The organism is Mesorhizobium sp. CAU 1732 (assembly GCF_039888675.1).
Classification (GTDB): domain Bacteria; phylum Pseudomonadota; class Alphaproteobacteria; order Rhizobiales; family Rhizobiaceae; genus Aerobium.
The window spans coordinates 3,332,441-3,356,697 of sequence record NZ_JBDQQR010000001.1 but is presented as its reverse complement, the minus strand read 5'-3'; the positions used below and the strand labels follow the sequence as shown (position 1 = coordinate 3,356,697).

Genomic DNA, 24,257 nt, shown 5'->3' with positions numbered 1-24,257 from the left:
GTGAGCGCATCGCCTTTCGATCATCCGTTTTTGTCGGGCCTTCTGGGCGACGAGGAAATCGGCCTGCTGTTTGCCGCCGAAGCCGACATCGGCATGATGGTTCTCTTCGAGCGCGCTCTGGCGATCGTGCAGGCGGAAGCCGGCGTGATCCCTGCCGAAGCGGGACCGGAGATCGACCGGCTGCTCGCCGATTTCGTGCCCGGCATGGACGATCTGCGCGAGGGGACCGCGCGCGACGGGGTGGTGATCCCGTCGCTGGTGCAGCAACTGCGCAAGGCTGTGGGCGAACCGCATGCAGCGCATGTGCATTTCGGCGCGACCAGCCAGGACGTCATCGACACCAGCCTCGCGCTGCGCCTCACGTCCGCGGCCGCACTTCTGGAAACGCGCCTCAAAGGCCTGATCGAACAACTCGGCGAACTCGACACGCGCGACGGGCAGATCGAGACGATGGGGCATACGCGCATGCAGGCGGCTATTGCGGTGCCTGCATCGCGCAAGATCGCAAGCTGGCGCAACCCGCTGGTTCGTCATCGCGAGAGGATGGCGGACGTGGTCGCGGGCGTGCGTGTCCTGTCCTTCGGCGGAGCCGTGGGCACGCTGGAAAAGCTCGGCGAAAAGGGCGAGATCGTCTCGACGATGCTGGCCGACCATTTCGGCCTCGCCGCAGCCGTGCCTCCGCGCCATTCCGAGCGCGACGGCGTTGCCGCCTTCGCCTCATGGCTTTCGCTCGTCACCGGCACGCTCGGCAAGATGGGGCAGGACATCGCCCTCATGGCCCAGAGCGAAATGGGTGAGGTGAAGCTTGCCGCCGGCGGAGGATCGTCGGCGATGCCGCACAAGGTCAATCCGGTCGGCGCGGAGACGCTTGTGGCGCTGGCGCGGTTCAACGCGACGCTCGTCTCCGGCATGCATCAATCGCTGGTGCATGAAAACGAGCGCTCGGGGGCCGCGTGGACGCTCGAATGGATGCTCTTGCCGCAAATGGTCATGGCGACAGGGGCAGCATTGCGCACGGCGGAGGCGCTGCTGCGGTCGGTATCCTTCGTCGAAAAGCGCTGACGCCTACATCGCGTTCATCGTCAGGAGTTCGTAGCTCGCGACCTGTTCGTCACTCTGGTTGTAGACGCCGACGTCCCAGCGCACCTCGCCATACTCGTCGTTGCGACGGGTCTTGTGCTTGGCTGTCAGGCGTACCGTCAGGCTGTCGCCGGGCGAAACAGGCTTCATGAACCGCAGATTGTCGAGGCCGTAATTGGCCAGGACCGGGCCGGGAGCCGGATCGACGAACAGACCGGCCGCGAAGGACAGGATCAGATAGCCGTGGGCCACCCGTCCAGCGAAGAACGGGTTCGCCTTGGCTGCCTCCTCGTCCATATGGGCGTAGAAAGTGTCGCCGGTGAAATTGGCAAAATGCTCGATGTCGTCCAGCGTCACGACACGGCTTTCGGTGCGCAGCGTATGGCCGATTTCGAGCTCGCCGAAGGTCATGCGGAAGGGATGCCGATCCTTTTCGATGGTCTGTGAGCCGGCGACCCAGCCTTTCGTGATCGCCGTCATCAGATCGGGGCTCGCCTGGATGGCGGTGCGCTGCATGTAATGCATCACGCCCCTGATGCCGCCCAGCTCCTCGCCGCCGCCGGCGCGACCGGGTCCGCCGTGGATCATGTGGGGCAGGGGCGAGCCGTGGCCCGTGGCTTCCTTGCCGGTATCGCGATTGGCGAAATAGAGCCTGCCGTGGAACGCGCCCGCCATTTCCACCACGCTGCGCGCCACGCGTGGATCATGCGTGAAGACCGATGCGACGAGCGATCCGCCGCCGCGATTGGCAAGCGCCAGCGCATGGCCGAGATCGCGATAGCCCATGACGGTCGAGACCGGGCCGAAGGCTTCGACCGCGTGAATGGCGGTGGCGCCGTCGGGATCGTCACACGCAAAGAGCAGGGGCGACAGGAATGCGCCGGCGTCCGTGTCCGCGCCCGCTGCATCGACGGTGCGCAGGTCGCCGAAGACCAGCCGCGCGTCGCGCGCGATGATCTCCGCCTTTTCGCGGACGTCGTCTCGTTGCGCCAGGCTGGCGAGCGCGCCCATGCGGGTCGCCTCGTCGCGTGGATTGCCGATGCGGGTCGCCGCGAGCTTTTCCGACAGCGCCTCGATCAGGGCCGCGCGGTGCGTCTCCGGCACGAGTATGCGGCGGATCGCGGTGCATTTCTGGCCGGCCTTCGCCGTCATTTCACGATGAACCTCGCGCACGAATGCGTCGAATTCCGGCGTTCCCGGTGCTGCATCGGGGCCGAGGATCGAGGCGTTGAGCGAATCCTGCTCGGCGATGAAGCGCACGGAGTTGCCGAGGATGTGCGGGTTCGCGCGCAGCATGCGCGCCGTCGCCGCCGAGCCGGTGAACGACACGACGTCCTGGCAGGTCAGGCGGTCGAGCAGGTCGCCGGTCGGGCCTGCCACGAACTGCACGGCGCCATCGGGCAGGATGCCGGACTCGATGATCATGCGGAACGCGGCCTCCGCGAGCCATGCCGTCGATGATGCGGGTTTCACGATCGCCGGCACGCCCGCCAGCAGCGATGCGCTGAGCTTTTCGAGCATGCCCCAGACGGGGAAGTTGAAGGCGTTGATGTGGACGGCGACGCCCTGGAGCGACGTGGCGACATGCTGGCCGAGGAAATTGCCGCCCTTGGAAAGCTGTTCGAGCGCGCCGTCTATGTAGATCGTGTCGTCCGGCAGTTCGCGCCGGCCTTTCGAGGCATAGACGAACATCGTGCCGATGCCGCCGTCGATGTCGATCATCGAGTCGGATCTGGTCGCGCCCGTGTCGTAGGACAGTTCGTAGAGCGGATCGCGGCGCTCGTTGAGATATTGCGCTAAGGCCTTCAGCAGTGCTGCCCGCTGGTGAAAGGTCAGCGCCCGCAAGGCTGGTCCGCCGGTGCTGCGCGCGTGTTCGGCCATGGTGGCGAAATCGAGCCCGCCGGAGCCGATCTCCGCGACGGCCCGGCCGGTGACGGCGCTCTTCAGCGTCGAGATGTTGCCTTGTGGGGCGACCCAGCGTCCGGCGGCGAAGGATTGGAGGGAGAGGGTCATGGTCGTCCTTTCAAATCACGCGCGCGGGCAGGTTCGCAAAGCCGCGAAACCGGACGCGCCCCGTGCGGCGGGCAGCACCGTCTGCACGATAGTTCGGGAAACGCTCGAGGAAGCGGGAGATCGCGATGCGGCCTTCCATGCGCGCCAGGGAAAATCCGGCGCACAGATGCGGGCCTTGCGCGAATGCGAGATGCCGGTTGGGCTTGCGCGCGAGGTCCAGCCTGTCGGGCTGGTCGAATTGTGCGGGGTCGCGGTTCGCCGCTCCGATGGCGAGATGGATGCGCGTTCCGGCAACGATCGTCTTGCCGTCGAACGACACGTCCTGCGTCGTCATGCGATTTCCGAGCTGGTTGGGCGACTGGAAGCGCAGGAACTCATCGACCGCCGTGTCGATCATCGCCGGGTCGGCGTGGAGGCGCGCTTTCTCGTCGGGCCATTGCAGCAACTCATGCAGCGCATTGCCGATCAGGTTCGTCGTGGTTTCGTGGCCGGCATTGAGGATGAAGATGCAGTTCTGCAGCAGTTCGACGTCCGATAGCTGTTCGCCCTCATTGCCGGCCATGAGGCGCGTCAACACGTCCGTCGCCGGATCGCCGGGCGTCGCCCTGCGCCTTGCGGCGAGATCGGCAAGATACGCCTTGAACTCGATGACGGCGCGGTTGCCGCGTTCGTGCTGTTCCGGCGAAAGCGTCGGCTCCAGAGCGCCCAGAATGGCGAGGGACCAGTCGCGCAGCGGTCCGCGCTCTTCGTGCGGCATGACGAACAGATTGCCGATCACCTCGACGGGTATCGCCGACGCGTAATCCTCGATCAGGTCGACCGATCCGCGTTCTTCCATGCGGTCCAGAAGCCCGTCGACCAGCGCGATCAGGCCGGGTTCCATGGCGGAGATGGCGCGAGGGGTCAGCGCGCCCATCATGATTTTTCGCACGCGCGTGTGGAGCGGCGGGTCGTTGAACACGAGGCTTGTCGTGTGGTGCTCGTAAAGCGGCGTCTGGCCGAATTTCGGCAGGAATTCGACCTTCTTGTCCGACGAGAACGCCTTCGTGTCCCGGTAAACCCGGGCGAGGTCGCTGTAGCACGACAGCATCACCGAGCCATCGGCGAAGCGCTTCACCGGAGCGTGGCGCAACAAAGCGCGGTATGTCGGAAAGGGGTCGTCCGCGAAGCCCGGCGGGATCGCGCCGATATCGAATTCGTCTGCCAGAATGGCGTCTGCCGTCTCGTGTTCGGCCTGCACGTGTCCTCCTCCGGCGTCTCCCGCGCCATTTTCGTATTATTGACCGTCCGGTCGGTTTATGCAAGTCTCGGTCCGGTTTTGCGAAGGGAGGATCGCATGGCGTTGACGCCGGAGGAAATCGCGCAGAGGAGCGCTGACGCCATGTGGGCGCGCGACGACGCGTCGAAATGGCTTGGCATGAGCCTCGATGCGGTCGGGCCGGGAACCGCGACGACGTCGTTCACCGTCGAGGCGCACCACACGAACGGTCACGACATCTGCCATGGAGGCTACATCTTCACGCTGGCGGATTCCGCCTTCGCGTTCGCCTGCAATTCCTACAATCAGCTTGCCGTCGCGCAGCACAACACGATCAGCTTCCTGCGGCCGGGAAAGTTGGGCGAGCGGCTGACGGCGGTGGCTCGGGAACTGACGCGGGCGGGCCGTTCGGGGCTCTACGACGTGACGGTCACCAATGAGGACGGCAAGATCGTCGCTGCGTTTCGTGGCGCGTCGAGGGTGATCGACGGCAAGCATTTCGAGGAGGAACCCGGTCGATGAAAGATCTGACGCCAAGGAAAGAGGACCTCGATCCGATCGAGATTGCCTCGCGCGACGAGATCGCTGCACTTCAGGTCCACAGGCTGAAATGGTCGCTCAACCATGCCTATGAGAACGTGCCGCATTATCGCAAAAGCTTCGACGCGGCGGGGGTGCATCCCGACGATCTCAGGCAGATGTCGGACCTCGCGAAATTTCCGTTCACGGTCAAATCGGACCTGCGCGACAATTATCCCTTCGGCATGTTTGCGGTGCCGCGCGAGAAGGTGCTGCGCATCCACGCCTCGTCGGGCACGACCGGCAAGCCGACCGTCGTCGGCTATACGAAGAACGACATCGAGGTCTGGGCCGACTGCATGGCGCGGTCGATGCGCGCCTCGGGAACGCGGCCGGGCGACATCGTCCACATCGCCTATGGCTACGGGCTCTTCACCGGCGGCCTCGGTGCGCATTACGGCGCGGAGCGGCTCGGCTGCACGGTGGTTCCGGTCTCCGGCGGCATGACACAGCGGCAGGTGACGCTCATCGAGGATTTCCGCGCCTCGACCATCATGGTCACGCCGTCCTACATCCTGTCGATCCTGGATGAATACCGCGCGCAGGGCCTCGATCCCCGGGAAAGCCCGTTGCAGGTGGGCATCTTCGGGGCCGAGCCGTGGACGAACGCGATGCGTGCCGAGATCGAGGACGCCTTCGACATGCATGCCGTCGATATTTACGGCCTGTCCGAGGTGATGGGGCCGGGCGTCGCCAATGAGTGCGTCGAGACGAAGGACGGGCTGCACATCTGGGAGGATCATTTTTACCCGGAGATCATCGATCCCACGACCGGCGAGCCGGTGGCCGATGGCGAAAAGGGCGAACTCGTCTTTACGTCGCTCACCAAGGAAGCCTTCCCGATCATCCGTTATCGGACGCGCGACCTGACGCGGCTTCTGCCGGGTACCGCGCGATCGATGCGGCGCATGGAGAAGATCACCGGGCGCACGGACGACATGATGATCCTGCGCGGGGTCAACGTGTTCCCGACGCAGATCGAGGAACAGATCCTGACGGTGCGGGGACTGGCGCCGCATTTCCAGATCGAACTGCTGCGCGAGGGGCGCATGGACGAGATGATCGTTCATGTGGAAGCCGCGATCGACCACGCCGCTGCCGAAGCCCGGTCCGCGAGTGCGGCCGCGTTGTGTCAGCGCATCAAGGATACCGTGGGCATCACCGTGAAGGTGCAGGTGACGGAACCCGAGACGGTGGCGCGGTCTCAAGGCAAGGCGGTGCGCATCCTCGACAACCGGCCGAAGAGCTGATGGCCCGCAGCCGCGCCAGAGATCACGACGAGAAACGCGATGCGATCCTGCATCAGGCGGCAATCTCATTCGCGCGCGACGGCTACGACCGCGCGTCGATGGCGCAACTGGCGGGTGAATGCGGCGTGTCGAAGGCGCTGCTCTACCACTATTACGCGTCCAAGGAGATGCTGCTTTTCGATATTGTTCGGAGTCACTTGAGCGATCTCGTTGAAGCGGTGAAAGAGGCCGACGATGCGTCTCTTGTGCCGGACCTCCGGCTCGAAGCGCTCGTCACGGCGCTGCTCGACGCCTACCGGGACGCGGATGCGGAGCACAAGGTCCAGCTCGGGGCGATGCGCCTGCTCCCGGAGACGCAGCAGGAGGAGTTGAAGGCACTCGAGAGGCAGTTGGTGACGATCGTGGCGGATGCGGTGAGGGCGATCGACCCGGCGTTTTTCCAAGGCTCGGGGCTCGTCAAGCCGGTCACGATGAGCCTCTTCGGGATGGTCAACTGGGCCTATATGTGGTTTCGGGAGGGCGGCGCGATCAGCCGCGCGGACTACGCCAGGCTCGCGACCCGGCTGCTCGTGGGCGGCGTCAGGGATTTGCGCAGCTAAAGCGTGTCGCGGCCCTCCGGATTCGCTTGCCATGCTTTAGCTCTTTTTAAGCATGTCTTTATCCCAAAACCGGTTCCCACTTTTGGGAGGCATGCGTTGGTTCGCCTTGCCATCCTGGCGAAGAGCATGGCATCTGATCGACCGATGGTGTCCGCTGAGAATCCAGCCACGCGCGCGCTCGAAGCGCTGATCGATCGCCTGCACGCGCGGGGGCGCCTGCGGGTGTGGTCGCTCGTCATCACGATCTTCGGCGATGCGATCGTGCCGCGAGGCGGTCGGGTATCGCTATCGGCGCTTCAGGACATCATGGCCCGGCTGCGCATCGAGCCCGGCGCGTTGCGCACAGCCATGTCCCGTCTTGCCTCCGACCATTGGGTGACGCGCGAGCGGCAGGGGCGCAATTCGTTCTTCCGGCTGGACGAGCATGGCCGCCATGCCTTCGATCTTGCCACCCGTCGCATCTATGCGTCAGGTCCGCCGGCGTGGACCGGGCGGTGGACCGTTGCGCTGGCGCCGCCGGGCGTGGACGAGAAAACCGTGTCCGAACTCACGGCCCTGGGGTTTTTGCGCATCAACGGCGCGGTTCATCTCAGGCCGGAGACCGCCGATGCGGCAGATGCCGGCGACGCGCTTTCGGGCATGCTGGTCGTGCATGGCGAGAGCGCGGAGCACCCGGAGGCGTTTCGGGCGCTCTGGCCCTCCGAGCAGATCGGCGATGCGTATCGCGCATTCGTTGACGCCTATCGCCCGCTCGCCGACGCGCTTCAGGGCGGGCGACGTATGACGCCGCTCGACGCGATGACCGCGCGAACGCTGCTCATTCATGACTGGCGGCGCATCGTCCTGCGTGATCCGGGCCTTCCGCTCGCATTGCTGCCCGAGGCGTGGCCGGGCGAGGCGGCGCGGGAGATTGCGCGCGACATCGATCGTCTCCTGCATGAGCCGAGCGAGAACTGGCTCGATGCAGCCGGGCTGAAAGCGGCCACGGCCGGCCGCGAGCGTTTCGCCTCGGTCTGATCCGCTTCGTCGTCCCGCGCGGCGACACAACTCAAGATCGCAAAAGAATCGTAAAAACGCGCGCCCGTCATTCAAATGGATGATGATCGCGCGATCCGCGCCGCATAGCGTGCCCACGACGCTGCCGCTTGCGCAGCTTCCATAGCCTGAGTTCTCCCGTCCACCACGACAAGGACATTCAAATGGTTACGGCAATCAAAATCGCGCAGGGTCGAGCGGGAAATCCGATCGACATCCTTCAAACCGTCTACGACATTCCCGGTCAATCGATCACGAGCATATCCTCGACGCGGATCGTATGGGGACAGACGTCGAACAACATCTACACGCGGGACCGTATCGTCATCGAAGGCGAGGGTCTTGGATACAACGTATTCACCGGTCAGTTCACCGGCACGATCACCTCGGTCTCCGTCTACCCTCCCATACAGATCATCGGGCAGGAGCCTCCGCTCGTCATCACGGACATCAACCAGCCGGTGGGCCCGATAGCGGCCGCGCTGTCGGATGGCAACGAGGCTGCTCTGATGGCGCTTCTTTCAAGCCGGGGATACGACTGGGGCGGCAGTTCCGGCAATGACAGTTTCACCGGCGGCGCACAGCCCGATGTGTTGCGTGGCAACGCCGGCAACGACCTGCTCAACGGCGGAGCCGGCAATGACTACATGGCCGGCGGAGCGGGCGACGACATCTATATCGTCGGCGCGGTCGGAGACGAGACAGTCGAGCTTTCGAGTGGGGGCACCGATACGGTCCGCAGTTACCTCAACTGGACGCTGAGCGACCATATCGAGCGCCTCGAACTGCTCGGCTCGGCGGTCAACGGCACAGGCAACGCGCTGAACAACACGATTGTCGGCAATGCGCTCAACAATGTGCTGAACGGTGCCGGCGGCGACGACTACATGGTCGGCGGCGCGGGAGACGACACCTACATCGTGGCCGCGGTCGGCGACAAGACCATCGAGGCAGCCGGCGGCGGCACGGACACCGTGCGCGCCTACATCAACTGGACGCTCGCGGCGAATGTCGAGCGGCTGGAACTGCTGGGCTCGGCACAGAACGGCACCGGCAACGCCCTCAACAATACGCTCGTCGGAAACAGCCTCGTGAACGTGCTCAGCGGCGGCGACGGCAACGACTACATCCGTGCCGGCGCAGGCAACGACGTGCTCAATGGCGGCAACGGCAACGATACGCTGGTTGGCGGTGCCGGGGCCGACCGGCTCGTCGGTGGCGCGGGACATGACACGTTCGTCTATGAAGCGCTTGCCGACAGCCGGGTCGGGCCAACGCTGCGCGATACGATCGAAGGGTTCGTCCACGGACAGGACAAGATCGGCCTGTCCGCGCTCGACGCCAATGCGGGCGCCGCAGGCAACCAGGCCTTCACCTTCATCGGATCGGCTGGTTTCTCCGGCGTCGCGGGCCAGTTGCGGTACTCGGCATACGGCAACACCGTCATCGTCGATGCCGACGTGAACGGCGATCGCGTCTCGGACTTCCAGATAGCGGTCACCGGGACGAACTTCATGGCCGGCACCGACTTCATACTCTGATCGCGTGCGATACCATTCCCATCACTTTCGGGCCGGTGGCGCTGCTGCCGGCCCTGATTTTTGTGTCGTGCGGAATAACTCCCATCTCCTGAAACGCACCATGCTTGCCTCCCGGCAAAACACGCTATCTGTCGGGTTCATCCACCGGGGAAAGCCGATACGAGGTCGCCGCGGCTTTCCCGGATGTCGAGCGTGAGACGATCGAGAACGACGTGACGTCGTTGCTGGCCGGGCTTGTGGCGTCGGGTTTCGTCACGCCGTCTCGGGATCAGTCCTCCAGATAGGCGAAAGCGCTCGTGGCAGTCACCGCCACACGCGCGTCTGCCGCCGCGCGCATTTCGACCCGCGCATAGGCCATGCGCTTGCCGTTGGACAGGATCTCGACACGGATGTCGACGCTGCCCGGCTTGAGCGGCCTGATGAAATGCGTCGTCAGATCGACGGTGGAGCACATGCGAAACCGGCCATTGAGGGCGGCGAGCGTTACCACACTGGCCGTATCGGCGGCGGACGCGGTCGCCTGACCACAGATGACGCCGCCGCCATGCACGAGACGGGGATTTTCCGGAAGCCGGAAATTGCCGCCCGTCTCGTCGAACGCTGTTGCCTGCAAACCCATGTCGACGATCCATGGCGCGAAGAACGTCTCGAGATTCACGCGCGCCTGCTCTACTGCGTCGGTCATTCCGCCTCCCTTTGAAATGCGTTACGAAATATTGCGTATTGATCGATTTTTTGTTACACATACGACGTCGGCCAGATGCCATATCCGACCACGGAGGAACAGCCATGTACAGCCAGGGCCTCATCGGCGCGAAGACGGAGACCACCGAGGACGAAGCCTTCCTCGCGGCTTTTCAGGCGCGCATCGATGCCGAGGAAAAGATCGAGCCGAACGATCCGATGCCGGAAGGCTATCGCCGGACGCTGATCCGCCAGATCGGCCAGCACGCCCATTCCGAGATCGTCGGCATGCTGCCGGAAGGCAACTGGATCACGCGCGCGCCGTCGCTGCGGCGCAAGGCGGCGCTGCTCGCCAAGGTGCAGGACGAGGGCGGACATGGGCTCTATCTCTATTCGGCGGCCGAGACGCTGGGCGTCTCCCGCGAGGAGATGACCGAGGAGCTTCTGGCCGGGAAGGCGAAATATTCCTCGATCTTCAACTATCCGACGCTGACCTGGGCCGATATTGGCGCGATCGGCTGGCTGGTCGACGGCGCGGCGATCATGAACCAGATCCCGCTCTGCCGCTGCTCCTATGGCCCCTATGCGCGCGCGATGATCCGCGTATGCAAGGAGGAGAGTTTTCACCAGCGCCAGGGCTACGAGATCATGATGACGCTGGCGAACGGGACGCCGGACCAGAAGGATCTGGCGCAGGACGCGCTGAACCGCTGGTGGTGGCCGTCGCTGATGATGTTCGGCCCGCACGATTCCGAAAGCCAGCACGGCGACCAGTCGATGAAGTGGAAGATCAAGCGCTTCACCAATGACGAGCTGCGCCAGCAATTCGTGGATTCCATCGTTCCGCAGGCCGAGTTCATCGGACTCACGCTTCCCGATCCCGAACTGAAGTGGAACGAGGAGCGCGGCCATTACGATTTCGGCCCGATCGACTGGGACGAGTTCTGGCGCGTGGTCAAGGGCGGCGGCCCGATGAACCGGGAACGCCTCGAAGACCGCCGCAAGGCATGGGACGAGGGCGCCTGGGTGCGCGAGGCAGCGCTCGCGCATGCCGAGAAGCGCAAAGCCCGCCGCGAGGCGGCGAAGATGGCGGCGGAGTGATGGCAACGCTGCGCTCCATGCCGGTGCTGCAGGTGCACGATGTGCCGCGTTCCGTGGCGTTTTACGAGAAGCTGGGCTTTGCCGCTCATGGCTCGTGGGGCGATCCGCCGCTCTTCGCGATCATCCAGCGCGGCGACGTCACCCTTGCGCTCGACAAGGGGCGGCAAGACGGGCCCATCCCGCTCAACCAGTGGTGGGCCGCCTACATCTATGTCGACGATGCGAAGGTGCTGCGCGACGAGTTCGCCGCGCTCGATCTGCCAACGCTGACCGAGATGCATTTTCCGGACGATTACGGCTGCATCGATTTCGACGTGGTCGATCCCGACGGCCACCGCATCGCGTTCGGCCAGGCGCTGCACCCGGTTCCGGGAGCGGGTCTCAGTGACGATCGCGGCAGAGGATGATGGAGATCTAGATATGGCGAAGAACGAAATTCCTCTCTGGGAAGTCTTCATCCGCCCGCGCAACGGCTTGTCGCACAAGCATTGCGGCTCGGTGCATGCGGCCGACGAGGTGATGGCCTTGCAGGCCGCGCGCGACGTCTACACGCGGCGCGGCGAGGGCGTGTCGATCTGGGTGGTGCCGTCCGCATCGATCGTCGCATCAGATCCCGAACACAGGGACGAGAATTTCGAGCCGGCGCTGTCGAAGGTCTACCGCCATCCGACCTTCTACAAGATCCCGGACGATGTGGGGCATATGTGATGCCGGCCACCGCTACCCTCGCGCGCGATCATCTCGTCACTTTCCTGCTGCGGCTTGCCGACGATCACCTGATCCTCGGTCATCGCCTGTCGGAATGGTGCGGCCATGCGCCGATGCTGGAAGAAGACCTCGCGATGCCCAACATCGCACTCGACCTGATCGGGCAGGCGCGGGCGCTCTACCAATATGCCGGTGAAGTCGAAGGTGAGGGGCGAACGGAGGACGATCTCGCTTATCTGCGCCGCGAGCGCGAATATCTCAACTGCCTGATGGTCGAGCGGCCCAACGGCGATTTTGCGCATACGATGCTGCGGCAGCTCTATTTCGCCGCCTTCATGCACCCGTTCTGGGAGAAGGCTTCGGCGTCCAGCGACGAGACGATCGCGGGCATCGCCGCCAAGGCGGTCAAGGAAGTCGCCTACCACGTCCGGCATTGCGGCGAGTGGGTCATCCGGCTGGGCGACGGCACGGAGGAAAGCGCGCGGCGGATGCAGGCCGCCGTCGCGGCGCTCGCGCCTTATGTGGACGAGTTGTTCGAGGCTGACGACATCAGCGCCGCAGTGGCGGCCGATGGCATTGCGCCCAGCCCCGCGTCACTGCGCCCAGCCTTCGACGCGACCGTTTCGCGCATCTTCGCTGATGCCTTTCTCGATATGCCCGAAGCCGCATGGCCGCAGACCGGCGGACGACAAGGACGCCATGGCGAGGCAATGGGTTTTCTGCTGGCCGATTTGCAGCACATGCAGCGGACGTTTCCGGGAGCGGTGTGGTGAGCGCGGCGCAACAGCCATCTTCCTTCTCCCCGTTCACGGGGAGAAGGTGGCCCGAAGGATCGGATGAGGGGCGGCGCGAGCCTGGTGAAGTTGGGCTCTGCCCCTCATCCCCCTGCCGGGACCTTCTCCCCGTAAACGGGGAGAAGGAAGCGCTTCGCCGCCGCGCCTATGCCGCCGCAGCCGCCGTGCCCGATCCCGAAATCCCCTGCGTCACGGTCGCGGATCTTGGCATCCTGCGCTCGGTGGACATTGTCGATGGCGTCGCGGTCGCGAAGGTCACGCCGACTTATTCGGGTTGTCCGGCCGTGCTCGCCATCGAGCTTGCCGTCGAGGCGGCGCTTCGCGATGCAGGTTTCGATGCGCGTGTGGAGCGCGTGATGTCGCCGGCTTGGACCACCGACTGGATCACGCCGGAAGGCCGCAAAAAGCTGCGCGTCTACGGCATCGCGCCGCCTGCGAAGGCCTCCAACTCGATCCGGGCGCTGTTCGGCGAGACGCAGGTCGATTGCCCGCAATGCGGCTCGTCGGAGACGACACGTGTGTCTGAATTCGGCTCGACGGCCTGCAAGGCACTCTATCGCTGCGTCGCCTGTCGCGAGCCGTTCGACTATTTCAAGTGCATCTGAGCGTGATCCCGATGGCATCCAGATTTCATGAACTCAAGGTTGCGGCGATCGCCCGGGAAACGCATGAAGCGGTCGCGATCGCGTTCGAACTTCCCGAGGATTTGAAGTCCGCCTTCGCCTTTCAGCCGGGGCAGTATCTGACATTATCCGCCGACATCGACGGCAGGGAAGCGCGGCGCTCCTACTCGATCTGCTCCGCGCCGGGCGAAAAGACATTGCGCGTCGGCGTCAAGAAGGTCGCCGACGGGCAGTTTTCGAGCTTTATCAACGATACGCTTGCGGTCGGCGACACGATCCGCGTCATGCCGCCGGAAGGGCGCTTCACGTCGCTCGCCGGCGAGCGGCACGACTACATCCTGATCGCCGCCGGCTCCGGTATCACGCCGATGCTGTCGATCGCCAAGACGGTGCTCGGCCACGAGCCGGACAGCACGATCACGCTGATCTACGGCAACCGAACCACCGATACGATCATGTTCCGCGAAGAACTGGGGGACCTGAAGGATCGCTACATCAGGCGGTTTTCTCTCGTCCACCTGCTCTCGCGCGAAGCGCAGGACGTCGAGATGCTGAACGGCCGCATCGATGGCGACCGCATCGCGGAGCTTGCCTCGCGCGGTCTCGTCGATCTTCTGTCCGCGGACGGCATCTTCCTGTGCGGTCCGGGCGAGATGATCGACGGCGTATCCGCGAGGCTTTTGGCGCTGGGCGTGGCCGAGGATCGCATCCGCTTCGAGCGTTTCACGCCGTCGGGCGATGCGCCGAAGCCGCGTCCGCGATCCGCAGACGCGCAGAAAGCCGCCGAAGCCGGCACCGAGATCGAAATCGTTCTGGATGGCGTGCGCCGCGCCTTCCCGATGCTGGAGGCCGACGCCAACGTGCTGGATGCGGCCCATCGCGCAGGGCTTGAGATTCCCTATTCCTGCGCCGGCGGCATGTGTTGCACCTGCCGTTGCCGCATCGCGCAAGGCGAGGCGGAAATGGCGGTGAACTACTCGCTCCAGCCCTGGGAGATCGAGGCCGGCTTCACGCTGGCCTGCCAGACGCGACCGACCTCGCGGAAGCTGGTACTGGATTTCGACGCGGTTTGAACGGTGCTTAGTCGTCTGAGAACTCGGATTCCCAATCTCGGCCGGCTCGGAAAATGCGAAGGACGTGAACTTCCTGCTCATCGACCTCGAATACTATGGTCAGCGAACGTTCAAAGCCCAGCGTCCGAACGTTTCGGCGCAATTCGTCGCGCCGCGTCCCCCTTTCTGAGGCGAGATCAAGCGATCGACAGAAATGTTCGATGCGTTCGATGAAGCCACCAGCCACCCGCCAACTTGTTGCAGTCCGAATATCTCTATAAATTTCTTTGAGATCGTTATTAGCGGATTGCGAGAACCTGACGATGCGAGATTTCATGTCTCGCGGTCTGCCTCATGGCGGGCTTTGAGTTCGGCAAATACCTCATCGATCGGGATCAGCCGCTCTTTGCCGGCCTTGATGCGATCGTATGTCGGCACGACCTCTTTGCGCAGCCATGCCTCGAATTCCGGTCCTTCGTGAGGCGTGTCGTCGCCGATATGCAAGGCGTCGATGCCGGCCTGAAGAACTTCGCTTGCAGAACTGTAAAGCCCACTTTCGACCGCGCGTTCGACGTCGGCGATCGTTTCTGCCGGCAGATCGACTGTAAAGCGTTCCATCCTGGCCATGCCGAGCTCCCGTTGAGTGCTCAATGATATCACGGCGCCGACCGTTGCCAAAAGCTATTTCCCCTCGCGTATCTGGCTCAGGGTCCGCGTCGGGGTGATTGCCTCCGGGTCGAGCTTGATCTCGATGATCGACGGTTTGCCGCTCGCTCGCGCGCGTTCATAGGCAGGCGCGAATTCTTCCGTCGTGGCGACCGTCTCGCCATGACCGCCGAAGGCGCGGGCATAGGCGGCGAAGTCGGGGTTCCTCAGCGTCGTGCCCGAGACCCGGCCGGGATAGTCGCGCTCCTGATGCATGCGGATCGTGCCGAAAATGCCGTTGTTCAGGATCACGACGATGATGGGACGGTCATATTGCACCGCTGTTGCAAACTCCTGTCCGTGCATCAGGAAGTCGCCGTCGCCGGCCCAGACGACGACCTCGCGGTGGGGGAATATGCCTTTCGCGGCGACGCCTGCCGGCACGCCGTAGCCCATGGAGCCGGATGTCGGTGCTGCCTGTCCGTTGAAGCGGCGATAGCGGTGGAAGCGATGCATCCATGTCGCGAAATTGCCCGCTCCGTTGGCGATGATGGCGTCCTCGGGCAGGTTTTCCTCCAGCCAGGACATGACGCGACCCATCTTGACGTCGCCCGGCCCGTCCTGCGGAGGCGTCGACCATTCCAGATAGCTCTTGTGCAGGTCTTCCGTCTGGCTTGCCCAGCTTGGCGTGTCTTTAGGCGCCGTCTGAGCGAAGGCCTCAGCGAAAGCCGTGTTGGACGCATTGATCGCGAGATCCGGCCGGTAGACGCGGCCGAGTTCTTCCGGGTCGGGGAAGATATGGACCAGCGTCTGGTCCGGGTAGGGGCTTTTCAGCAGCGTATAGTCGGCCGACGGCATTTCGCCGAAGCGGCAGCCGACGAGGATGACCAGATCGCTGTCCTTGATGTAGCTCGACAGCTTCGGATTCGCGCCGATGCCGATGTCGCCGGCATAGCAATCGTGCAACTGGTCGCACAGCGTCTGGCGGCGGAAGGAACAGCCGACTGGCAGCTTCCACCGACTGATGCCGGCACAGATCTGCTTTACCGCCTCTTCGGTCCAGCGGGTGCCGCCAAGTACGAGGAACGGGCGCTTTGCGCCGTTCAGCAGTTCAACCAGCCGCTCCATTTCCGGCTGTCCCGGCCGCGTCTCAACCGGCGTGAAGGGCCGGGGCTTCGGGGCCTCGACCTCGTCGGTCAGCATGTCTTCCGGCAATGCGATCACGACCGGGCCGGGGCGGCCTGAGGTGGCGACAGCGAAGGCGCGGGTGACGAGCTCGGGCACCCGAGCGGCATCCTCGATCTCGACCACCCACTTCGCCATCGATCCGTAGAACGCCTTGTAGTCGACTTCCTGGAACGCCTCGCGTTCCTTGATGCCGCGCGCCACCTGCCCGATGAAGATGATCATCGGGTTCGAATCCTGCTGTGCGATATGGACGCCGGCCGAGGCGTTCGTCGCGCCTGGGCCGCGTGTGACGAAACAGATGCCGGGCTTTCCAGTCAGCCGGCCCTCGCAATCGGCCATCATCGCCGCGCCGCCTTCCTGGCGGCAGACGACGTTCTCGATGCTGGAATCGTGCAGCGCGTCGAGGACGGCCAGATAGCTCTCGCCCGGCACGGAATAAATGCGCTCGACGCCGTTGGCTTCCAGCGCATCGACGATCAGTTGTCCGCCTGTTTTCATTGTTCGCTTCCTATCAGGTCTAGTTTGCAGCGCGACGGTAGAGCGCCAGCGAGCCGGCGAGCGCGATCAGCGCGCCGCCGCAAAGCCGGTCGAGCCACATCGCTCCGTTGCGGGTCAGGATGCGCACGGCGCGCGAGCCGATCAGTGCGTAGCCCGCCATCACGATCGCGTCGATCGAGGCGAACACTGTGGCCAGAACTGCATACTGGACGAATTGCGGTTCGCCGGGCGTGATGAACTGAGGCAGGAAGGCCGAGAAGAACAGATATCCCTTGGGATTGGTCACGGCGACCAGAAAGCTCTTCATGAAGATGGAGCGCGCCGAGCCGTGGCCGGTCGCGGTCTTCTGCGCGGCAAGATCGATGCTGCCTTGCGAGCGCAGCATCTGGAAACCGAGAAAGGCGAGGTAGGCGGCGCCCGCCCATTTTACCACGGTGAACCAGAACTCCGACGCGGCAAGCAGCGCGCCGAGACCGAGCGCCACGGCGCCGATCAGCACGAAATCCGACAGCACCGCGCCGAGCATTCCCCACGCCGAGCGACGCATCCCGAAGCGCGAGCCGTTGGTGAGCGCCAGAAGCACGGTCGGCCCTGGCGTGGCGATGCCGATGAAGGCGACGAGCGCGAAGGCGGCGATGGTCAGCTCGTTCATGATGCCGCCTCGTTCCTCGCGCTAGCTACCGCGTCGAGTTCCGCCATGATCTCGTCCGTATGCTGTCCCAGTCGCGGCGACGGGCGATCGTATGTCAGCGGCGTGCCGCTCATCACCATGGGGGCGCGGACGGAGGGCAGGGCGTTGCCCATGCCGTCGTCGATATCCATGCGCATGCCGCGTGCCACGACTTGGGGGTCTGCGAACATCTGCGCGATGTCGTTGATCGGGCTTGCCGGCACGGCGGCCACGTCGAGCAGCGGCAGCAGTTTTTCGCGCTCCCATCCGGCAAGGGTCGCGACCAGCACCTCGCGCAGCCCTACGCGGTTGTTCACCCGCGCCGGGTTGGTGGCGAAGTCCGGATCGCTCGGCAGATGGTCGAGGCCGACCACCTTGCAGAAACGCTGGAACTGGCCGTCATTGCCGACCGCGAGGATGAAGAACCCGTCCTTGACGGGCAAAACCTCATAGGGCGCAATGTTCATGTGGGCATTGCCCATCCGGATCGGCGGCTTGCCGGAAGCCAGATAATTCAGGTTCTGATTGCCCAGGATCGAAACCTGCGTGTCGAGGAGCGCCATGTCGATATGCTGGCCCTCGCCGGTCGCTTCCGCGTGACGCAAAGCTGCCTGGATGGCGATGACGGAATAGAGGCCCGTGAAAATATCGGAGACGGCAACGCCGACCTTTTGCGGCTCGCCGCCCGGTTCGCCGGTGATCGACATCAGCCCGCCGATGCCCTGGATGATGAAGTCGTAGCCCGCGCGCGGTGCATAGGGGCCGTCCTGCCCGAAGCCGGTGATGGAGCAGTAGACGAGGCGGGGATTGATCTTGCGCAGGCTTTCATAGTCGAGCCCGTATTTCTTCAGGCCTCCGACCTTGAAATTCTCGATCATGACATCCGCGGTTGCGACCAGCTTGCGCACCGCTTCCGCGCCTTCCGGGGTGGAGAAATCGAGCGCGATCGAGCGCTTGCCGCGATTGGTCGAATGGTAATAGGCGGCGGAGAGGTTGTCGCCGTCATGGCTCATGATGAAGGGAGGCCCCCATTTGCGGGTGTCGTCGCCGCCATCGGGGTTTTCGATCTTGATGACATCCGCGCCGAGGTCGGCAAGGACCTGTCCTCCCCACGGGCCGGCGAGGATGCGGGCGAGTTCGATAACGCGAATGCCTTTCAGCGGCGCATCAGCCATGTCGAAACCTGTCGTTCATTGGGTCGAGCCGTGCTTAGCAGATTGCCGCGCGGGCGTTAAAGGACCAATCCTGATAGGATCATGAGAGTCACGCATAGATGCGGCTCAAAAAGGCTGGCGATCCGCCCAATCGGCGAAGTCCTTCATGATGAGATCGCGATTCAACTCGTTGAGGGATTCGTGGCGGACATCCGGATAAATCGTTGAAACGAGATTCGAAAAGCCCATCGCCCGCATGCGGCTTTCAAGTTCCGTGACGGTCTTGCCGAAATTCGATTCGGGATCGGCCGCGCCCCCGACGAGATTGACGGGCAGGTCGCGGCGCACATCTGCAAAGTTGGCATTGTCGGCGCCGAGGAAGACGAAATCGAACACCGTGCGCCACATGCCGACCGAAGCGCTCCAGCCGCAGAGCGGGTCGGCAACATAGGCATCCACCTCGGCATGGTCGCGCGACAGCCAGTCGAACGACGTACGCCCGTCCGTGACCTGCTTCGCCCACGCGTCGAAGGTGAGTTTCGGCAGGATACGGGAGGGAACGTCCGAGCCGAGCCGAAAACGCTCCCACGCCAGCACCGCCTGAGCCGCCCGTCCGAGCAGACCGGCCGAGAAATTCCCGTTCCAGACGGCGGCGGCGGCGATGCGATCGGAATGCACAAGCACGAAATTGAGGGCGATCAACGCACCCATCGAATGACCGAAGACGATCACCGGCACACCCGGATGGTCTGCCGCGATCGTGTCGTGGACGGCGAGAACGTCGGCGATCACCGTTTCGCGCGCCGGTTCCTTGCCGAACGAACCCTGCGGCGCATCCTCAGCCTTCGTGTGTCCGTGGCCGCGATGATCGTGAACATAGGTCGCATAGTCACGCGCGGCGAGATAGTCGGCGAAGCGTTCGTAGCGCGCGGCATGCTCGGCGAGGCCGTGATTGATCTGGACGACCGCGCGGGGGCCGGACGGCTCGCGCACGAACAGGTTGATGGACGCGCCTGTGGGCGAGTTGACGATAACCTGTTTGTCGAATGGCATGGACGCTCCCCTTGAGCTAGGGAAGGTGAGGGGTGCCGGAGTTCCGGTCAAGCCGCTGCCTGTTCTTTCGGCTTGGCGCGAGCATGGAACAGGCAGAGTGCTGGTAGGGTGTGCAGCGCACAAATTTGCTGAAGACTTGTGCAGATTGCGCTTGCAATGCTCTTTTCGAGCCGGTTTGATTGCGGCGCGCAACAATGGGTTGGGAGTGTTTTCATGATTTCTCGCAGGGCGTTTTCGACGGCAGCAGCCGCGCTCTTTGCCGGTACGATGTTTGCCGGCTTCTCGATGCCAGCCGCCGCTCAGACGACGGACATCAAGTTCACGCTGGACTGGAAGTTCGAGGGGCCGGCGGCCGGCTTCTTCCTGGCCATGGACAACGGCCACTTCGAGGCCGAGGGGCTCAACGTCACGATCGATTCGGGCAATGGTTCCGTCGAGGCGATCCCGCGCGTCGCGACCGGCGCCTACCAGATGGGTTTTGGCGACATCAACTCGCTGATCAAGTTCCTGGACGAGGATCCGTCGCAGAAGATCAAGGCGGTGATGGTCGTGTACGAGCGCCCGCCATTCTCGATCATCGGCCGCAAGTCGCTCGGCGTCACGGAAGATCCGAAGTCGGTCGAAGGCAGGAAGCTCGGCGCGCCGCCGCCCGATGGCGCATTCGCGCAGTGGAAGGCTTTCGTTCAGGCAGCCGACATCGATGAAAGCAAGGTCACCATCGAAAGCGTCGGCTTCCCCGTGCGCGAGCCGATGCTGGCGCAGGGCCAGGTCGACGGCATCTTCGGCTTCGCCTTTTCCTCGGTGCTGAACCTGAAGGCGCAAGGCGTGCCCGCCGACGACATCTCGACGATCCTGATGGCCGAGAACGGCCTTGATCTCTACGGCAACTCGATCCTCGTCAATACGGACTTCGCGGCTGAAAATCCGGATGCGGTGAAGGGCTTCCTCAAGGCGCTCGCCAAGGGCTTTGCCGATGCCGTCGCCGATCCCGAGGCCGGCGCTGCCGCCGTCATGAAGCGCAACGAGGTGCTGACCAAGGAGATCGAGGTCGAGCGGCTCGAAATGGCGAACGCGATGAACATCAAGACGCCCTACGTGATCGAAAACGGTTTCGGCGGGATCGACGAAGGCAAGCTCACGCAGTCGATCGAGTATCTGAAGGTTTCGATGGGCCTCAAGGGCGCGGTCGGAGCTGCCGACATCTTCGACGCCTCGTTCCTTCCACCGAAGGAAGAGCGGATGCTTCCATAACCTCCCAGAAGAGGGGACGCGGGGGCCGGCGTCGGGAACCGCCGGCCCCCGCAATTATGTCGGGTACAGGGGGATAAAACATGGCAGAGCCACTCGTCGCCATTCGGGACGTCGACATGCGGTATGGCGGGGCCGAGGGCACGCTGGCCGTCGAGGGGCTGACCCTCGATGTCGCCAAGGGCGAGTTCGCCGCCGTTGTCGGGCCGTCGGGCTGTGGCAAGTCCACCCTGATGAAGCTGGTCACCGGTCTTTACATTCCACAAAAGGGCAGCGTCGTCGTGGCGGGCGACACGGTCACGAAACCTGTCAGCATCGTCGGCATGGCGTTCCAGAACCCGACGATGCTGCCGTGGCGCACGACGCTCGACAACATTCTCCTGCCGCTCGAAGTGGTCGAACGGCATCGCCACCGCCTGCGCCGCAACAAGGCGGAGTATGTCGCCAAGGCCGAGCTGCTTCTGGAAACGGTGGGTCTCAAGGGTTTCGGCAGCAAATTTCCCTGGCAGTTGTCCGGCGGCATGCAGCAGCGCGCCAACCTCTGCCGCGCGCTCATCCACGAGCCGGAGCTACTGATGCTCGACGAGCCTTTCGGCGCGCTCGACAGTTTTACCCGGGAGGAGTTGTGGTGCGTCATCCGCGACCTGCACGCCGCGCAAGGCGTGACGATCGTGCTTGTGACGCACGATCTGCGTGAAGCGACCTTCCTTGCCGATCGCATCCTGGTCATGAGCGCAAGGCCCGGCCGGATCACCAAGGACCAGCGCGTGCCGTTCGCCCGACCACGCGACCTCGAGATTCTCTATCAGGCGGATTTCAACGACATCGTTCACGAGCTGCGCGGCAACATCGCAGACGCCAGGAGGGCCGCATGAGCGCGCCATCGAAGGGTTTCGACTGGGTGAAAGCCGCACCGTGGCTCTATACGATCGCGCTGTTCATCGTGTGGGAAGGCGTGGTGCGCATCTTCGCGCTGCCGCAATACCTGCTGCCGGCCCCGACGCGCATTGTGGAAGCGATCATCCAGTTCTGGCCTGCGATCTGGAAGAACTCGCTCCAGACGCTCTACACCACGACGCTGGGCTTCCTGCTCGCCGTGATCGGCGGGCTGGCGCTCGGCATCCTCGTCGGCTGGTCGCGCTTCATTTATGCCGGGCTCTATCCGCTGATGGTCGGGTTCAACGCCATCCCGAAGGTGGCGCTCGTCCCGATCCTCGTCATCTGGTTCGGCATCGGCACCGTGCCGGCCGTCCTGACGGCGTTTCTGATCGCGTTCTTCCCGATCGTGGTGAACGTCGCGACCGGCCTCGCGACCATCGAGCCCGAGATGGAGGACGTGCTGCGGGCGCTGGGCGCGAAGAAGATGGATATCATGCTGAAGGTCGGCATCCCGCGCTCCATGCCCTACTTCTTCGGCTCGCTGAAGATCGCGATCACGCTGGCTTTCGTCGGGTCGGTGATCGCCGAGACGGTGGCGGCCAATTCCGGCCTCGGCCATATGATGCTCGCCGCGCAATCCCAGTTCAACGTGCCGCTGGTGTTCGCCGGCCTCGTGATGCTGGCGATCGAGGGCATCATCATGTACGCCATCATGGCGTGGATCGAAATGCGCATGACCGGCTGGGCCCATCGCAGCCAGATGGCGAACACATAGCTGAGTGAGCGCCGGTCTGCCGTTCTGGGCAGACCGGGCCACTTCTCCGGTTCAGGTGATGAAATCCGTGCCGGCCATGAAGTTGGTGTTGTTCACCGCGATCTGGAAATCCGCCACGCTGTCGCCGTTCACGTCGCCGGTGACAAGGCATGTGTTGCCGAACGCCGCGTAGCGCAACTGGCCGGCGACGCCGGTGAAGTTTCCCGTGCCGATGAAACTGAACGCCTGATCGCCGGCGGCGCTCGCATTGGCGTCGATCGCCGCCAGGTTGATCTTGTCCTCGCCATGGACGAAGGCGTTGATCGTGTCGCGCGTGGCGACCCCGACGGGGGTGTCCGATAGCGCGAGGTACAGAAAGGTATCGTTGCCGGCCCCTCCGTTCATGATGTCGGCGCCCGCACCGCCCACCAGCGTGTCGTTCTGGTTGCCGCCGTTGAGCGTATCGTTGCCCGCACTTGCGCTGATGTAATCGTTTCCGTCTCCGCCATTCAAGATGTTGGCGAGACCGTTGCCGACGAGCGTGTTGGCGAGCGCGTTGCCCGTGCCATTGGCGGCCGAACCCAGCAATTCCAGGCGCTCGACATTCGTGCCAAGGGTCCAGTTGATATAGGCGCGAACCGTGTCCGTACCCTGGTTCAATCCCTCGATCGTCTGGTCCGCCACCGTGGCGACGACGAAAATGTCGTTCCCGCCGCCACCGTACATCACGTCGTCGCCTGCGCCGCCATTGATGAGATTGTTCCCGCCATTGCCGATGATCGTGTTGGCGCTGGCATTGCCCGTGGCATTGATATCGCCGTTGCCGGCAAGGGTAAGGTTCTCGATATTCGCGCCAAGCGTGTACGTCGCCGTGCTGATCACGCTGTCCGTGCCCTCGGCCGCAAGTTCGGCAATCACGATCGCGGAGCTCGAGATGCGGTAGGTGTCGTTTCCAAGTCCCCCGAGCACCGTGCCGTTGACCGTTCCGCCGGTCCCATCGAACGTGTCGTTTCCATTGCCCAGCAGAACGTCGCCGTTCATCACGCCGCGGTTGACGATCATCTCGGCGGTGGCGTTGCCCCGGAACGCACCGGCAAGGCCGGTGATCGTGCCGTGGTTCACGAGCCGCGCGGTATCGCCGTCATCCATGTTCGCGAAATCGACGCCGAACCATTGCTGCGACGTCACGAGGCCGCGATTTTCGACCCAGGAGCCGTCGCCCCCGGCGGTGCCGATCGCAATGCCCGCGCCCTGGCTCGAGATTGCCGATATCGCTCCGCTCACAGTGTTCACGATGACGGTGCGGTCGCCCTCGGTGAAGACGCCGTTGTTGTAGCGGAAGTCGGCATTTGCATCGCCTGCGGCATTTGCCGAGATGCTGCCCTCGTTGAACAGCGTATCGCCCACACTGCCGAACAGGCCGAGAAACGCTCCGCTTGCAGCCGTTATCGAACCGCGATTGAGGACTTCGTTGTCTCCACCTTGCAACAGGATGCCGATCGCGCTTGCCGCGTTGACCTGCCCTTCGTTCAAAACCGAAGAATTGCCGCCGGTCAGGAAAATGGCGGTATTTCCGCTGATCGGTTCATTGGATGTCACGATGCCGCTGGAGCCGATCGTGACGTGATTGTTGGCGCCTTGAAGTACGATGGCGGACTCGGCCGCGACCACGGTCCCATCGACCCTGACCGATTGATTTCCCAAGGCTCCCGCAATCGCAAAGTCGTCTGTCGACTCGACCCTGACACCTCCGAGCACCTGATATTCATCGCCTGTGTTGGCGAAGGTGAAGCGAACACCGGTACCGATCGAATTCTCGAACTGATAAAACGTCGTCATCGTTGACCCCAA

The 24,257-nt window shown here is 63.8% G+C and carries 25 protein-coding genes; 15 read left to right on the top strand and 10 right to left on the bottom strand.

Going from position 1 to position 24,257, the window contains the following annotated elements; translation table 11 throughout:
* Nucleotides 1–1,062, top strand: a complete 1,062-nt coding sequence (locus tag AAFN55_RS16340; RefSeq protein WP_347799884.1) for a 3-carboxy-cis,cis-muconate cycloisomerase — start codon at nt 1–3, stop codon at nt 1,060–1,062.
* Nucleotides 1,063–1,065: 3 nt separating this feature from the next.
* Here AAFN55_RS16340 and paaZ read toward each other — a convergent pair whose 3' ends face one another.
* Together paaZ and AAFN55_RS16330 are read right to left on the bottom strand one after the other, a co-directional pair.
* Complete coding sequence (gene paaZ / locus AAFN55_RS16335; protein WP_347799883.1) at nt 1,066–3,093, bottom strand: phenylacetic acid degradation bifunctional protein PaaZ; 2,028 nt, start codon at nt 3,091–3,093, stop codon at nt 1,066–1,068.
* 10 nt (nt 3,094–3,103) lie between these two features.
* Nucleotides 3,104–4,333 (bottom strand): cytochrome P450, encoded by a 1,230-nt coding sequence (locus tag AAFN55_RS16330; protein WP_347799882.1) that lies wholly within the window; start codon nt 4,331–4,333, stop codon nt 3,104–3,106.
* 96 nt (nt 4,334–4,429) lie between these two features.
* Here AAFN55_RS16330 and paaI point away from each other — a divergent pair, with 96 nt between their 5' ends.
* The 5 genes from paaI (at nt 4,430) to AAFN55_RS16305 (ending at nt 9,355) form a co-directional block, all read left to right on the top strand.
* On the top strand, nt 4,430–4,873 hold the full coding sequence (gene paaI, locus AAFN55_RS16325) for a hydroxyphenylacetyl-CoA thioesterase PaaI (protein ID WP_347799881.1): 444 nt from the start codon (nt 4,430–4,432) through the stop codon (nt 4,871–4,873).
* The gene (gene paaK, locus AAFN55_RS16320) at nt 4,870–6,180 is read left to right on the top strand and encodes a phenylacetate--CoA ligase PaaK (protein ID WP_347799880.1); all 1,311 of its coding nucleotides are present in this window, start codon (nt 4,870–4,872) and stop codon (nt 6,178–6,180) included. Before paaI ends, paaK begins: the two co-directional genes overlap by 4 nt.
* Nucleotides 6,180–6,779, top strand: coding sequence for a TetR/AcrR family transcriptional regulator (locus AAFN55_RS16315; protein ID WP_347799879.1), 600 nt, complete (start codon nt 6,180–6,182; stop codon nt 6,777–6,779). Before paaK ends, AAFN55_RS16315 begins: the two co-directional genes overlap by 1 nt.
* Before the next feature lie 126 nt (nt 6,780–6,905).
* Nucleotides 6,906–7,796: a PaaX family transcriptional regulator C-terminal domain-containing protein gene (locus tag AAFN55_RS16310; protein ID WP_347799878.1), complete on the top strand. Its 891-nt coding sequence runs from the start codon at nt 6,906–6,908 to the stop codon at nt 7,794–7,796.
* 182 nt (nt 7,797–7,978) lie between these two features.
* Entirely contained in the window at nt 7,979–9,355 is a 1,377-nt protein-coding gene (locus tag AAFN55_RS16305; protein ID WP_347799877.1) for a calcium-binding protein, read from the top strand.
* A 268-nt stretch (nt 9,356–9,623) separates the two neighbouring features.
* Here the strand turns inward: AAFN55_RS16305 and AAFN55_RS16300 are convergent, their stop codons facing one another.
* Nucleotides 9,624–10,040 (bottom strand): acyl-CoA thioesterase domain-containing protein, encoded by a 417-nt coding sequence (locus tag AAFN55_RS16300; RefSeq protein WP_347799876.1) that lies wholly within the window; start codon nt 10,038–10,040, stop codon nt 9,624–9,626.
* Between the two features lie 104 nt (nt 10,041–10,144).
* On the opposite strand from AAFN55_RS16300, the gene paaA reads away from it, so the two are divergent.
* The 6 genes from paaA (at nt 10,145) to paaE (ending at nt 14,338) form a co-directional block, all read left to right on the top strand.
* A complete protein-coding gene (gene paaA, locus AAFN55_RS16295) occupies nt 10,145–11,140 on the top strand; it encodes a 1,2-phenylacetyl-CoA epoxidase subunit PaaA (RefSeq protein WP_347799875.1) in 996 nt (331 codons plus the stop codon).
* Complete coding sequence (locus AAFN55_RS16290) at nt 11,140–11,547, top strand: VOC family protein (RefSeq protein ID WP_347799874.1); 408 nt, start codon at nt 11,140–11,142, stop codon at nt 11,545–11,547. The genes paaA and AAFN55_RS16290 overlap by 1 nt, the downstream gene beginning before the upstream one ends.
* Before the next feature lie 13 nt (nt 11,548–11,560).
* Nucleotides 11,561–11,848, top strand: coding sequence for a 1,2-phenylacetyl-CoA epoxidase subunit PaaB (paaB, locus tag AAFN55_RS16285; protein ID WP_347799873.1), 288 nt, complete (start codon nt 11,561–11,563; stop codon nt 11,846–11,848).
* Nucleotides 11,848–12,621, top strand: coding sequence for a 1,2-phenylacetyl-CoA epoxidase subunit PaaC (paaC, locus tag AAFN55_RS16280; RefSeq protein ID WP_347799872.1), 774 nt, complete (start codon nt 11,848–11,850; stop codon nt 12,619–12,621). The genes paaB and paaC overlap by 1 nt, the downstream gene beginning before the upstream one ends.
* A gap of 185 nt (nt 12,622–12,806) precedes the next feature.
* Nucleotides 12,807–13,247 carry a 1,2-phenylacetyl-CoA epoxidase subunit PaaD gene (gene paaD, locus AAFN55_RS16275; RefSeq protein WP_347799871.1) on the top strand — a complete coding sequence of 147 codons (441 nt, stop codon included), beginning with the start codon at nt 12,807–12,809 and terminating at the stop codon, nt 13,245–13,247.
* Nucleotides 13,248–13,258: 11 nt separating this feature from the next.
* On the top strand, nt 13,259–14,338 hold the full coding sequence (paaE, locus tag AAFN55_RS16270) for a 1,2-phenylacetyl-CoA epoxidase subunit PaaE (RefSeq protein ID WP_347799870.1): 1,080 nt from the start codon (nt 13,259–13,261) through the stop codon (nt 14,336–14,338).
* A 7-nt stretch (nt 14,339–14,345) separates the two neighbouring features.
* On the opposite strand, the gene AAFN55_RS16265 is transcribed toward paaE, so the two are convergent.
* The 6 genes from AAFN55_RS16265 to AAFN55_RS16240 all read right to left on the bottom strand — a co-directional run bounded on the left by AAFN55_RS16265 (nt 14,346) and on the right by AAFN55_RS16240 (nt 19,525).
* On the bottom strand, nt 14,346–14,654 hold the full coding sequence (locus AAFN55_RS16265) for a type II toxin-antitoxin system RelE/ParE family toxin (RefSeq protein ID WP_347799869.1): 309 nt from the start codon (nt 14,652–14,654) through the stop codon (nt 14,346–14,348).
* The gene (locus tag AAFN55_RS16260) at nt 14,651–14,944 is read right to left on the bottom strand and encodes a type II toxin-antitoxin system ParD family antitoxin (RefSeq protein WP_347799868.1); all 294 of its coding nucleotides are present in this window, start codon (nt 14,942–14,944) and stop codon (nt 14,651–14,653) included. The genes AAFN55_RS16265 and AAFN55_RS16260 overlap by 4 nt, the downstream gene beginning before the upstream one ends.
* A gap of 54 nt (nt 14,945–14,998) precedes the next feature.
* Nucleotides 14,999–16,648: a thiamine pyrophosphate-binding protein gene (locus AAFN55_RS16255; RefSeq protein ID WP_347799867.1), complete on the bottom strand. Its 1,650-nt coding sequence runs from the start codon at nt 16,646–16,648 to the stop codon at nt 14,999–15,001.
* 19 nt (nt 16,649–16,667) lie between these two features.
* Entirely contained in the window at nt 16,668–17,300 is a 633-nt protein-coding gene (locus AAFN55_RS16250; protein WP_347799866.1) for a LysE family translocator, read from the bottom strand.
* Nucleotides 17,297–18,493 carry a CaiB/BaiF CoA-transferase family protein gene (locus AAFN55_RS16245; protein ID WP_347799865.1) on the bottom strand — a complete coding sequence of 399 codons (1,197 nt, stop codon included), beginning with the start codon at nt 18,491–18,493 and terminating at the stop codon, nt 17,297–17,299. The genes AAFN55_RS16250 and AAFN55_RS16245 overlap by 4 nt, the downstream gene beginning before the upstream one ends.
* Before the next feature lie 105 nt (nt 18,494–18,598).
* Nucleotides 18,599–19,525: an alpha/beta hydrolase gene (locus AAFN55_RS16240; protein ID WP_347799864.1), complete on the bottom strand. Its 927-nt coding sequence runs from the start codon at nt 19,523–19,525 to the stop codon at nt 18,599–18,601.
* A 213-nt stretch (nt 19,526–19,738) separates the two neighbouring features.
* Between AAFN55_RS16240 and AAFN55_RS16235 the strand changes: the two genes are divergently transcribed.
* The 3 genes from AAFN55_RS16235 to AAFN55_RS16225 all read left to right on the top strand — a co-directional run bounded on the left by AAFN55_RS16235 (nt 19,739) and on the right by AAFN55_RS16225 (nt 22,427).
* Complete coding sequence (locus AAFN55_RS16235) at nt 19,739–20,776, top strand: ABC transporter substrate-binding protein (protein WP_347799863.1); 1,038 nt, start codon at nt 19,739–19,741, stop codon at nt 20,774–20,776.
* 80 nt (nt 20,777–20,856) lie between these two features.
* Nucleotides 20,857–21,648, top strand: coding sequence for an ABC transporter ATP-binding protein (locus AAFN55_RS16230; protein ID WP_347799862.1), 792 nt, complete (start codon nt 20,857–20,859; stop codon nt 21,646–21,648).
* The gene (locus tag AAFN55_RS16225) at nt 21,645–22,427 is read left to right on the top strand and encodes an ABC transporter permease (protein WP_347799861.1); all 783 of its coding nucleotides are present in this window, start codon (nt 21,645–21,647) and stop codon (nt 22,425–22,427) included. Before AAFN55_RS16230 ends, AAFN55_RS16225 begins: the two co-directional genes overlap by 4 nt.
* 51 nt (nt 22,428–22,478) lie before the next feature.
* Here AAFN55_RS16225 and AAFN55_RS16220 read toward each other — a convergent pair whose 3' ends face one another.
* A complete protein-coding gene (locus AAFN55_RS16220) occupies nt 22,479–24,245 on the bottom strand; it encodes a calcium-binding protein (protein WP_347799860.1) in 1,767 nt (588 codons plus the stop codon).
* Between the last annotated feature and the right edge of the window lie 12 nt (nt 24,246–24,257).

Excerpts from the sequence above, each read along its gene's own strand:
- AAFN55_RS16230 (WP_347799862.1), top strand. The coding sequence starts at position 20,857 with ATGGCAGAGCCACTCGTCGCCATTCGGGACGTCGACATGCGGTATGGC.
- AAFN55_RS16300 (WP_347799876.1), bottom strand. The coding sequence starts at position 10,040 with ATGACCGACGCAGTAGAGCAGGCGCGCGTGAATCTCGAGACGTTCTTC.
- paaA (WP_347799875.1), top strand. The coding sequence starts at position 10,145 with ATGTACAGCCAGGGCCTCATCGGCGCGAAGACGGAGACCACCGAGGAC.
- paaB (WP_347799873.1), top strand. The coding sequence starts at position 11,561 with ATGGCGAAGAACGAAATTCCTCTCTGGGAAGTCTTCATCCGCCCGCGC.
- AAFN55_RS16240 (WP_347799864.1), bottom strand. The coding sequence starts at position 19,525 with ATGCCATTCGACAAACAGGTTATCGTCAACTCGCCCACAGGCGCGTCC.
- AAFN55_RS16235 (WP_347799863.1), top strand. The coding sequence starts at position 19,739 with ATGATTTCTCGCAGGGCGTTTTCGACGGCAGCAGCCGCGCTCTTTGCC.
- AAFN55_RS16265 (WP_347799869.1), bottom strand. The coding sequence starts at position 14,654 with ATGAAATCTCGCATCGTCAGGTTCTCGCAATCCGCTAATAACGATCTC.
- AAFN55_RS16255 (WP_347799867.1), bottom strand. The coding sequence starts at position 16,648 with ATGAAAACAGGCGGACAACTGATCGTCGATGCGCTGGAAGCCAACGGC.
- AAFN55_RS16310 (WP_347799878.1), top strand. The coding sequence starts at position 6,906 with ATGGCATCTGATCGACCGATGGTGTCCGCTGAGAATCCAGCCACGCGC.
- AAFN55_RS16315 (WP_347799879.1), top strand. The coding sequence starts at position 6,180 with ATGGCCCGCAGCCGCGCCAGAGATCACGACGAGAAACGCGATGCGATC.
- paaZ (WP_347799883.1), bottom strand. The coding sequence starts at position 3,093 with ATGACCCTCTCCCTCCAATCCTTCGCCGCCGGACGCTGGGTCGCCCCA.
- paaK (WP_347799880.1), top strand. The coding sequence starts at position 4,870 with ATGAAAGATCTGACGCCAAGGAAAGAGGACCTCGATCCGATCGAGATT.
- AAFN55_RS16260 (WP_347799868.1), bottom strand. The coding sequence starts at position 14,944 with ATGGCCAGGATGGAACGCTTTACAGTCGATCTGCCGGCAGAAACGATC.
- paaC (WP_347799872.1), top strand. The coding sequence starts at position 11,848 with ATGCCGGCCACCGCTACCCTCGCGCGCGATCATCTCGTCACTTTCCTG.
- AAFN55_RS16220 (WP_347799860.1), bottom strand. The coding sequence starts at position 24,245 with ATGACGACGTTTTATCAGTTCGAGAATTCGATCGGTACCGGTGTTCGC.
- AAFN55_RS16225 (WP_347799861.1), top strand. The coding sequence starts at position 21,645 with ATGAGCGCGCCATCGAAGGGTTTCGACTGGGTGAAAGCCGCACCGTGG.
- AAFN55_RS16245 (WP_347799865.1), bottom strand. The coding sequence starts at position 18,493 with ATGGCTGATGCGCCGCTGAAAGGCATTCGCGTTATCGAACTCGCCCGC.
- AAFN55_RS16305 (WP_347799877.1), top strand. The coding sequence starts at position 7,979 with ATGGTTACGGCAATCAAAATCGCGCAGGGTCGAGCGGGAAATCCGATC.
- paaE (WP_347799870.1), top strand. The coding sequence starts at position 13,259 with ATGGCATCCAGATTTCATGAACTCAAGGTTGCGGCGATCGCCCGGGAA.
- paaI (WP_347799881.1), top strand. The coding sequence starts at position 4,430 with ATGGCGTTGACGCCGGAGGAAATCGCGCAGAGGAGCGCTGACGCCATG.
- AAFN55_RS16290 (WP_347799874.1), top strand. The coding sequence starts at position 11,140 with ATGGCAACGCTGCGCTCCATGCCGGTGCTGCAGGTGCACGATGTGCCG.
- AAFN55_RS16250 (WP_347799866.1), bottom strand. The coding sequence starts at position 17,300 with ATGAACGAGCTGACCATCGCCGCCTTCGCGCTCGTCGCCTTCATCGGC.